This is a genomic window from Vibrio sp. 704 (genome assembly GCF_033339295.1).
Genome location: NZ_JAWOUH010000011.1, coordinates 158,744 through 168,852, shown reverse-complemented (window position 1 = coordinate 168,852; position 10,109 = coordinate 158,744). Strand labels below are relative to the sequence as shown.

At 44.0% G+C, this 10,109-nt stretch carries 9 protein-coding genes; 4 read left to right on the top strand and 5 right to left on the bottom strand.

What is annotated here, in order from left to right; all coding sequences use genetic code 11:
* Positions 1–162, top strand: a 162-nt coding sequence (locus R7R24_RS15940; RefSeq protein WP_254845721.1) for a flagellin, incomplete at its 5' end; no start/stop codon positions are given.
* Between the two features lie 116 nt (positions 163–278).
* On the top strand, positions 279–1,403 hold the full coding sequence (locus R7R24_RS15935) for a flagellin (protein WP_054579493.1): 1,125 nt from the start codon (positions 279–281) through the stop codon (positions 1,401–1,403).
* A 94-nt stretch (positions 1,404–1,497) separates the two neighbouring features.
* Here R7R24_RS15935 and crr read toward each other — a convergent pair whose 3' ends face one another.
* The 5 genes from crr to cysZ form a co-directional block, all read right to left on the bottom strand.
* A complete protein-coding gene (gene crr / locus R7R24_RS15930; protein WP_005382041.1) occupies positions 1,498–2,007 on the bottom strand; it encodes a PTS glucose transporter subunit IIA in 510 nt (169 codons plus the stop codon).
* A 121-nt stretch (positions 2,008–2,128) separates the two neighbouring features.
* Positions 2,129–3,853 carry a phosphoenolpyruvate-protein phosphotransferase PtsI gene (gene ptsI, locus R7R24_RS15925; protein ID WP_017634829.1) on the bottom strand — a complete coding sequence of 575 codons (1,725 nt, stop codon included), beginning with the start codon at positions 3,851–3,853 and terminating at the stop codon, positions 2,129–2,131.
* A gap of 140 nt (positions 3,854–3,993) precedes the next feature.
* Positions 3,994–4,251 carry an HPr family phosphocarrier protein gene (locus R7R24_RS15920; RefSeq protein WP_005382043.1) on the bottom strand — a complete coding sequence of 86 codons (258 nt, stop codon included), beginning with the start codon at positions 4,249–4,251 and terminating at the stop codon, positions 3,994–3,996.
* Between the two features lie 300 nt (positions 4,252–4,551).
* Positions 4,552–5,520: a cysteine synthase A gene (gene cysK / locus R7R24_RS15915; RefSeq protein ID WP_005382045.1), complete on the bottom strand. Its 969-nt coding sequence runs from the start codon at positions 5,518–5,520 to the stop codon at positions 4,552–4,554.
* Between the two features lie 164 nt (positions 5,521–5,684).
* On the bottom strand, positions 5,685–6,428 hold the full coding sequence (gene cysZ / locus R7R24_RS15910) for a sulfate transporter CysZ (protein WP_025998633.1): 744 nt from the start codon (positions 6,426–6,428) through the stop codon (positions 5,685–5,687).
* Positions 6,429–6,679: 251 nt separating this feature from the next.
* On the opposite strand from cysZ, the gene zipA reads away from it, so the two are divergent.
* Positions 6,680–7,636: a cell division protein ZipA gene (gene zipA / locus R7R24_RS15905; protein ID WP_017634828.1), complete on the top strand. Its 957-nt coding sequence runs from the start codon at positions 6,680–6,682 to the stop codon at positions 7,634–7,636.
* A 90-nt stretch (positions 7,637–7,726) separates the two neighbouring features.
* Positions 7,727–9,739, top strand: a complete 2,013-nt coding sequence (gene ligA, locus R7R24_RS15900; RefSeq protein ID WP_017634827.1) for an NAD-dependent DNA ligase LigA — start codon at positions 7,727–7,729, stop codon at positions 9,737–9,739.
* Positions 9,740–10,109: the final 370 nt, after the last annotated feature.

Below are 10,109 nucleotides of genomic sequence, written 5' to 3'. Positions count from 1 at the left end.
ATTAACGAGAACGTGAATGCGTCGAAGAGCCGTATCAAAGATACAGATTTCGCGAAAGAAACGACGGCAATGACCAAATCACAAATTCTATCGCAAGCGTCAAGCTCAATTCTAGCGCAAGCGAAACAAGCGCCAAACTCAGCGCTAAGTCTGCTAGGTTAATCAATTTAACAAAGCAAGAAACCAAAGCCAGGCTCATCCCTGGCTTTTTGCTTATTGGCTATAACGATTCAGATGTGTCCTGACAGTATGTTCGATAAGGCATTCATATCGATTAGATGATCTCTTTAAATTCCAATGTTTCTGCGATGGTGGCGCAGAGACACCTGAGTCAAGCAGCTGCGCAAAATGTTGATTCACAACGCAACCTAACTTCGGGATTTCGAATCAACTCGGCGAGCGATGATGCGGCAGGTTTACAGATATCGAATACTCTCCATGTACAAGCGAGAGGGCTTGATGTCGCCTTAAGAAATGCACACGACGCTTTTTCTGTTTCTCAAACAGCGGAGGGAGCATTGCACGAAAGCAGTGACATATTGCAACGCTTACGCTCTCTGGGGCTTCAAGCAGCAAACGGCAGTTATGACTCAAGTGATCGGCAAAGTATTCAATATGAGGTCGTAGCGCTGCAAGATGAGCTTGATCGTGTCGCGATCACGACAACATTTGCGGATAAAAACCTGTTTGATGGATCTTACGGTTCACAAAGTTTCCATATTGGCGCGAACGCTAATTCAATCTCTTTGACGTTACGTAACATGCGTAGCCATATCCCAGAGATGGGAGGGCAGCATTATGTTGGTGATGCGGTCGATAAAGATTGGCGAGTCACTAAAGATAATCAAACCCTAAAAGTCGAATACCAAGACAGTAAAGGGCAAACCCAAACGGAATCCATTGGACTCAAATTGGGTGACCGTATAGAACAGGTCGCCACTTACATCAATGCTCAACAATCGATAGTGAATGCTTCAGTAACGGAAAACAACGAACTGCAATTCTTCGCTTCTACGATGAAGGCGCCAGAGGGTGTGGTTCTCGATGGGAGTTTAGCGGATGAGCTTGATGTGAGCGCTGGTCAATTAGTCACAATGGATGACATCGATATGTCGACGGCAGGTAAGGCGCAGCTTTCAGTTGGGGTGATTGATGCAGCAATTAAGTACGTTGATTCGCACCGAAGTGAAATTGGCAGCTTTCAGAACCGTGTAAATGGTTCGGTGGATAACTTAAATACTGTGAATCGGAGTGTTACAGAATCCAAGAGTCGAATAAGAGATACAGACTTCGCAAGAGAATCTACGGAAATGGTGCGTTCTCAAGTGCTCCAAGATGCGACAACTGCGTTATTGGCTCAGGCAAAGCAAAGGCCGAGTTCGGCACTTGGATTACTTAGCTGAGCGGGTTTCAGCGATGCCCATCGCTCAGAAAAAAGTCAGATAATAAAAAACGCTGCCATTGGCAGCGTTTTTTTCGTGTTCGATTAAGTAAAAATTACTTAGTTACACGTAGAACTGGAGTTTCACCAACAGTTACAGAACCAGAAAGCTTGTTTAGCTCTTTGATTTCGTCCATGTTAGAGATAACAACTGGAGTTAGCGTTGACTTCGCTTTCTCTTCTAGAAGAGCTAGATCGAATTCAATTACAGTGTCGCCAGCTTTAACAGTTTGACCTTCTTCAGCGATACGCGTGAAGCCTTCGCCTTTTAGTTCAACTGTGTCGATACCGAAGTGAACGAAAAGCTCAACACCGTCGTCAGACTCGATAGAGAACGCATGGTTAGTTTCGAAGATCTTACCGATAGTACCGTTTACAGGAGCTACCATTTTGTTGCCTGCTGGCTTGATAGCAATACCGTCACCAACGATTTTCTCAGCGAAAACAACATCTGGCACGTCTTCGATGTTTACAATCTCACCAGAAAGTGGCGCGATGATTTCGATAGCACCAGCGTCAGCGCTGTCATCAGATACAAGCTTCTTAAGTTTGTCAAACAGACCCATTGTGTCATGCTCCTAAGGTTTGGTTTTATTCTGTCGAATTATAGTATACCAATATAGCTCATTAGACGACTTTTTTCGCCGTCTAATGGCCATTAAGTATTGAATTACTTGGTACTACCGATTACTGAGCTTTCTCAGCAATAAACTTTTCTACCACGGCTTCGATTTCTTCTGCTGTTGGTAGAGAAAGGGCTTCTTCAGCCATTGCTTTCACTTCTGCGAAGTTAGAGTTACGAACTACTTTCTTCACTTTAGGGATTGAAATGCCGCTCATTGAGAACTCGTCCAGACCCATACCTAGAAGTAGAAGTGTTGCACGCTCGTCACCTGCAAGTTCACCACACATACCAGTCCATTTACCTTCTGCGTGAGAAGCGTCGATAACTTGCTTGATCACTGTAAGTACAGCTGGTGATAGTGGGTTGTATAGGTGAGAAATCATCTCGTTACCACGGTCAACCGCTAGCGTGTACTGAGTTAGGTCGTTTGTACCGATAGAGAAGAAAGACACTTCCTTCGCTAAGTGGTGTGCGATCGCAGCAGCAGCAGGAGTTTCAACCATAACACCGATTTCGATGTTTTCGTCGAACGCGTGGCCTTCAGCGCGTAGCTCTTCTTTGTACTCTTCGATCGCTTTCTTAAGCTCACGGATTTCTTCGACAGAGATGATCATTGGGAACATGATACGCAGTTTGCCGTGTGCAGAAGCACGTAGGATGCCACGTAGCTGATCACGAAGGATTTCACGACGATCCAGACTGATACGTACAGCACGCCAACCTAGGAATGGGTTCATCTCTTTTGGAAGATCCATGTATGGGAGATCTTTATCGCCGCCGATATCCATAGTACGGATGATCACAGCTTGACCGTTCATTGCTTCCGCAACTTCTTTGTACGCTTGGTACTGTTCTTCTTCAGTTGGTAGCGCAGTACGGTCCATAAATAGGAATTCAGTACGGTACAGACCAACACCTTCACCGCCGTTACGAAGGATACCGTCACAGTCTTTCACTGTACCGATGTTACCGCAAACTTCTACACGGTGACCGTCAGTCGTTTCTGCGTGTAGGTCTTTCAGTTTCGCTAGCTCTTCTTTTTCAGCTAGGAATGCTGCTTTAACCGCTTTCGCTTCTTCTAGCTCAGCTTCTGATGGGTTAACAACAATCTTGTTGTTCATTGCGTCAAGAATCAGCATGTCGCCATTCTTAACTTTCTTCGTGATGTCGTTAGTACCAACGATAGCTGGAAGCTCAAGTGAGCGAGCCATGATTGAAGTGTGAGATGTACGACCGCCGATATCACAAGCAAAACCAAGCACGTAGTCTAGGTTAATTTGCGCAGTTTCAGATGGCGTTAGGTCGTAAGCAACAAGAATTACTTCTTCGCTGATATCGCTAAGCGAAACAATGTTGATGCCTAGTGCGTTCTTAACAAAACGAGAACCGATATCGCGGATGTCAGTTGCACGCTCTTTTAAGTATTCGTCATCTAGAGACTCAAGAGCACATGCTTGCTCTTCGATCACTGAGTGGATAGCGTGATCAGCAGTCATCTTGTCGTTTTTGATAAGTGCTAGGATTTCCTCTTCTAGCTCTTCGTCTTCAAGAAGCATGATGTGACCTTCAAAGATCGCTTCTTTTTCTTCGCCAAACGTTTCAAGCGCTTTTTGCTTGATAGTTTCTAGCTGAGCTGCAGATTTGTTACGAGCGTCAAAGAAACGCTGAACTTCAGCTTCTACTTGATCGTCAGAAATAGTGTTTGTGTTTAGGACAATTTCATCTTCTTGAAGTAGTAGTGCTTTACCGATTGCAATACCAGGAGATGCTAGGATGCCTGAAATCATAGCCTTACCTTAAGTTTGGTCAACTTTATAAAACGGGAGAATAATGGGTGCGCTAACGAATAGTTTTAGCTTAGTTTTGAGCCTATTTCCAACGAAGCCATTTTGCTTTCACAAAATGGCTTCTGGAGTAGGAGACCGGATTAGTGTAGTTGGTCCATTAGAGCAACTAGGTGGTCAACTGCTTGCTGAGCTTGTGGGCCTTCAGCAGAAATAGTAACTTGAGTACCTTTTACTAGGCCTAGTGTTTGTAGTTTGAACAGGCTCTTAGCGCTAGCGCTTTTACCGTTAGAAGTCACAGTGATGTCTGCGTCGAATGCTTTCGCTTCTTTAACAAACTGTGCAGCTGGACGAGTGTGAAGGCCGTTTTCTGCTGTGATTTCTACTTGCTTCTCGTACATGTGATATACCCCAATAAATGTATTTTTTTGTTAGTTTGTGACCAGATTTTAGCTTAACTGCTTTACATCTTGTGCGCTAGCACGGGAAGAGTTCAAAGCGCGTCAGTTCTGATACTAGTCAAAAGTTTGGTAACTACGCAACTGTTTGCGTGCGTAATCACTTTGAAACCTTTTTGTGTTCTGCTTCTTTATTTTGAAGCTAGAAATAAAACACCCTGATATTACCAAAGGTAGGGCAGGGATCAACAAAAAAGCCCCTAAACGGGGCTTTTTTAAACTAAAAATTGATTTGAACACATATTATTGTTGGTTCTCTTTTTCGGTAAAGATACCTGCAAAGAGTGCTGTACTTAGGTAACGCTCACCGGAACTTGGCAAGACAGTTACAATTGTTTTTCCTTCAAATTCAGGTAGTTCCGCAAGTCGGTTCGCTGCAACAACCGCTGCGCCAGATGAGATACCAGCTAGGATACCTTCCTCTTCCATTAGGCGACGAGCCATCTCAATCGCTTCTTCTGAGGTAACTTGCTCAACACGGTCAATAATGTCTAAATCGAGGTTACCAGGGATGAAACCAGCACCGATACCTTGAATTTTGTGCGGGGCAGGTTGGATTTCTTCGCCAGCAAGTGCTTGTGCAATAACCGGAGACTCTGCTGGCTCAACTGCAACAGAAGTGATGGCTTTGCCTTTTTCACCTTTGATGTAACGGCTTGTACCTGTAATAGTACCGCCCGTACCAACACCAGCAACGAATACGTCGATTTCACCGTCTGTCGCTTCCCAAATCTCAGGGCCCGTAGTCTTTTCGTGGATTTCTGGGTTCGCTGGGTTGTCAAATTGTTGAAGAAGTAGGTACTTCTCAGGGTTGCTTGCTACGATTTCTTCTGCTTTAGCAATCGCCCCTTTCATGCCTTTCGCCGCTTCAGTCAGCTCAAGGTTCGCGCCTAGTGCTTTTAGTAGCTTACGGCGTTCTAGGCTCATTGATTCAGGCATGGTCAATGTTAGCTTGTAACCGCGAGCAGCCGCTACGAATGCTAGAGCAACACCAGTGTTACCACTGGTAGGTTCTACAAGCTCTACACCTGGCTTAAGAAGGCCCGCTTTCTCTGCTTCCCAAATCATGTTTGCACCGATACGGCACTTAACACTGAAGCTAGGGTTACGCGCTTCAATTTTTGCGAGAACTTTGCCTTTACTTACTTTGTTTAGACGAACGAGAGGTGTATTACCAATAGTAAGAGAGTTATCTTCGTAGATTTTGCTCATAGTGATGTTCCTTCATTACACGTTGTGTGAATATGGATAGAAGAATATGCGGTATGAAAAAAAGGGAAAAGGATTAAAAAGTTATATCTTATTAGGTTGGCCCAGAACTTGATAAAAGAAAAGGGAAAAGCTGGCGCTGATCCCTTTCCTTAATCTCTAATCGACTATCGTTGGTGCTTAAACTCCGCGACCCACATAGCGGTTGCACCACATATTGCTACAGGCATGACAATGAGGTTCAAAATTGGGATCGTCGTAAACACAGACACCAATACCCCAAAGCCATAGGCCTTACCTTGCTTTTGTTTCAATTTGTAACGCATGTCGTTAAATGGGATTTTATGGTTATCAAACGGGTAGTCACAATATTGAATCGCGAGCATCCAGGCGGTAAAGATAAACCATAAAAATGGGCCTACTGTTTGTCCAAGGGCAGGGATGAGCAATAATAGGAATAGGCCTATTGCTTTAGGTAAAATGTAAAGGAGCTTTCTCCACTCACGAGCTAAAACGCGAGGAACATCTTTCAGGACGGCAGTGAAACCATCATCATTTACTTTTTGTCCCGTTAAGTACTCTTCCACTTTTTCAGCCAAGAGGCCATTGAATGGCGCGGCGATAAAGTTCGCGAGCGTGCTGAAAAAATAGGAGAAGGTAGCGAGTATCGTCAGAGCGAGTAAAGGCCAAAGAATGTAAGTTAACCAGGATAAAAACTCAGGCAGCTGCCCAATCCAGCCTTCTATCCATATATTAAGGTTTGAAAATAGATAGAAGATGGCACCACCTACAAGCAAGATATTTGCAAGTAGAGGTAAGATGACAAAGCGCCTGATTTTAGGGGCAAGTGCCAATTGTATCCCGTATAGAAAATAACCGAACCCGGTTCTCTGCTGATTGTTTTGCTTCATGTCTATTTTGGCTTCGTGTAAATGAAAACTCATTGTACCTGTGAGGACTTTTCTTTCAATGCCCTGACAAATGACGTCTTGTTAAGTGGAATCGTGGCAAGAATCACAACAAAAAACGGAACTTCTTGCATTAAGTTGTTCTAAATCTACATATAGTTTTGGTAAAGTAAACGTATCATTCAGATTTATTGCACTTGGGTTGCTGCTCAAGGAACTGCGAGTAGTAAAAACAAGTATATTGAGAGTAAATAATGCAGGAATTGCGATTCGTACTCATTGTTGTTGGCGCATTAGCCATCGCGGCATTACTGTTTCATGGTTTATGGAGCAGTAAAAAAGAAGGCAAAGCAAAGTTTGGTAACAAGCCACTTGGTAAGCTGGATGTTGACCAAGAAGACAAAAATGATCTTGTTGAGAAAGAACGAGACTTCGCTCCCGCTCCTGAAGATGACTTTGAGATCATTCGCAAAGATCGCAAAGAGCCAGATTTTGGGATGGCGAATTCTTTCGACAACAAGTTTGAATCTGACCCGTTATTCGGTGGCCCATCTGAAGTCAAACAGACGCAGCAGGAGCCGGATGACATCCCTTCATTTGTTGCAGAAAAAGATAAAGAAGAGGACGTTGAGCCTGTTGTTCAAGCAACAGTAGCTGAAGAGCCATTCCAGCCCGCTGTGGAAGAAGACGCTATTCCCGCCGCGTTTGATATTACGGAGAAAGAACAGCAAGTCGAAACGGTTAGTGAGCCTGTCGTTGCAGAGCCTAAGGAAGAGCCAAAGCCAGCACCTGAAATGCAAGTGATTGTATTGAATGTGCACTGTGCTGGTGAAGAGCCATTTGTTGGTACTGCTTTATTTGAAAGTATGCAACAAAACGGTCTAATTTATGGCGAGATGGATATTTTCCATCGTCATGTTGACTTGTCCGGTAACGGCAAAGTGCTGTTTAGCGTCGCTAATATGATGCACCCTGGTACGTTTGAGCATGCTGATCCTGCTGAGTTTACAACGAAGGGTATTTCATTCTTCATGACATTGCCTTGTTATGGCGAGGCTGAACAGAACTTCAACTTAATGCTCCGAACTGCACAGCAAATTGCTGATGACTTAGGTGGTAACGTACTTGATGACCAGCGCAACTTAATGACGCCAGATCGTTTAGCATCTTATCGACGTCAAATAGTTGAGTTTAATGCCGCTAACGCATAATCTTAACAGCAAATAATAATAGGGCTCCGGATGGAGCCCTTTTTCTTGGATTTCCCAACCTCACCGATTGAAAATACACGGGGCTTTACTATGTCTGAATCAGTACTTCAGCGACTAGAAGAACTAAAAGAGTCGTTGCATTACCACGCTGTGCGTTACTACGTGGAAGATAACCCAGAGATCCCTGATGCCGAGTACGACCGTTTAATGCGAGAGTTACTGGATATTGAAGCTGAGAACCCTGACTTAATAACCGTAGACTCGCCAAGCCAACGTGTCGGTGGACAACCTCTCTCTGCGTTTAGCCAAGTGACACATGAAGTACCGATGCTTTCGCTTGATAACGCGTTTGATGATAGTGAACTTGATAGTTTCCACAAGCGCGCACAAGAGCGCGTGGGCAGCCAGAGTGTGAAAGAATACTGTTGTGAGCCTAAATTGGATGGACTCGCCGTAAGTTTGTTATATGAGAATGGCGTGTTAGTTCAAGCGGCCACTCGAGGCGATGGTACTACGGGTGAAAACATCACAGAGAATGTGCGTACGATTAAAGCCATTCCTTTAAAACTCAGAGGTAATGACTGGCCAAATCGTCTTGAAGTTCGTGGTGAAGTCTTTATGCCGAAAGTTGGGTTTGAAAAGCTCAATGAATTAGCAAGGAAGAAAGGCGAGAAAATCTTTGTTAATCCACGTAACGCTGCGGCAGGTAGCTTACGACAATTGGATTCACGTATTACGGCTTCTCGTCCGCTTAGCTTCTATGCATACAGTGTAGGCGTGGTGCAAGGCGCAGAATTGGCAGCAAGTCATTACGAACGCTTTTTGCAAATCAAATCTTGGGGACTGCCAATGTGTCCGGAAACTAAGCGAGTTGAAAGCTTGGCGGATGTAAAAGCTTACTACCAAGATATATTGCAGCGTCGTGATGCCCTCCCTTATGAGATCGATGGTGTCGTTATTAAAATTGACGATATTGCCGTGCAAGAGCGTCTGGGGTTTGTTGCTCGCGCTCCACGTTGGGCGATTGCCTACAAATTTCCAGCTCAGGAAGAAATGACGACACTGAATGAAGTGGAGTTCCAAGTCGGTCGCACTGGTGCGATTACACCTGTTGCTAAGCTAGAGCCTGTATTTGTTGGCGGGGTAACGGTAAGTAATGCGACGCTTCATAACGCAGATGAGATAGAACGTCTGCAGGTCAAGATTGGTGATCACGTTGTGATCCGCCGTGCTGGCGATGTTATTCCGCAAGTCGTATCTGTCATCAAAGAGCGTCGACCAGAAACAGCTCGAGATATTGTTTTCCCAACTCAGTGTCCTGTTTGTGGTTCGCATGTTGAGCGGATCGAAGGAGAAGCGGTAACACGTTGTATGGGGGGCTTAGTTTGCCAAGCCCAACGCAAACAAGCGCTAAAACACTTTGTTTCTCGTAAAGCGTTAGACGTTGACGGTTTAGGCGATAAAGTGATCGAGCAGCTTGTTGATCGTGAGATGGTGAAAACTCCTGCTGACTTATTTAAGTTATCAGCGGGGATTTTAACCGTACTAGATCGCATGGGGCCAAAGTCTGCGCAGAATATTGTGAATGCGTTAGAAAAATCCAAAGAAACAACTTTACCTCGGTTTTTGTATTCACTGGGGATCCGTGAAGTTGGCGAGGCAACCGCAGCAAACTTAGCAATGCACTTTAAAACGTTGGGAGCGATCCAAAATGCTACCGAAGAGCAGTTGATTGAAGTGCAAGACATCGGTGCTGTGGTTGCTCAACATATTACGACTTTCTTTAGTGAAGAACAGAACCAAGCGGTGGTTAAAGATTTGCTTGAACAAGGAATTCATTGGCCAGAGATTAATACTACTGAGCAGGTGGGGGAATTACCATTAGAAGGTAAAACAGTAGTATTAACGGGAACACTTTCTCAACTGGGGCGTACAGAAGCCAAAGAAGCCCTCCAAGCACTGGGGGCTAAAGTGACGGGTAGTGTTTCTAAGAAAACCGATATTTTGTTTGCTGGTGAAAATGCAGGTTCGAAGCTCGCAAAGGCACAAGAACTGGGTATCGAAATTAAAACAGAACAAGACTTACTCGAACTGATGAATTAAGTCTTCTCAAAAAAGCTAAAAAATAACTAAAAGCCCCGTATGCTAAGCATGCGGGGCTTTTTCTTGTTCATAATTAAGTGTTTTTTTATTGAGTAATTGATGCCTTTGTTCTTTTCAGTGATCAAGATCGAACCTTGGGTTATTGGTTTTTTTGGCTTTTTTAGTCTGCGAGTGACTTCAAGTTGATACTTTCAAGTTCAATTTAAGTGTTTGATTTTAAATAACAATTTGTTGTGTTGTGTTGATGTTGTTAAAAATAAGATCTGGATCAATAAGTTATATGGAACTTTGGAGTGGCTCATATTTTTTTAGAAAAAAAATAAGTTCCATTTGGATGTTTTTAGCTGCGAAGTTAGTCTTAATCACGTGG

Bases quoted from the DNA above. Each gene is read 5' to 3' on its own strand.
- R7R24_RS15935 (WP_054579493.1), top strand. From the start codon at position 279: ATGATCTCTTTAAATTCCAATGTTTCTGCGATGGTGGCGCAGAGACAC.
- crr (WP_005382041.1), bottom strand. From the start codon at position 2,007: ATGGGTCTGTTTGACAAACTTAAGAAGCTTGTATCTGATGACAGCGCT.
- ptsI (WP_017634829.1), bottom strand. From the start codon at position 3,853: ATGATTTCAGGCATCCTAGCATCTCCTGGTATTGCAATCGGTAAAGCA.
- R7R24_RS15920 (WP_005382043.1), bottom strand. From the start codon at position 4,251: ATGTACGAGAAGCAAGTAGAAATCACAGCAGAAAACGGCCTTCACACT.
- cysK (WP_005382045.1), bottom strand. From the start codon at position 5,520: ATGAGCAAAATCTACGAAGATAACTCTCTTACTATTGGTAATACACCT.
- cysZ (WP_025998633.1), bottom strand. From the start codon at position 6,428: ATGAAGCAAAACAATCAGCAGAGAACCGGGTTCGGTTATTTTCTATAC.
- zipA (WP_017634828.1), top strand. From the start codon at position 6,680: ATGCAGGAATTGCGATTCGTACTCATTGTTGTTGGCGCATTAGCCATC.
- ligA (WP_017634827.1), top strand. From the start codon at position 7,727: ATGTCTGAATCAGTACTTCAGCGACTAGAAGAACTAAAAGAGTCGTTG.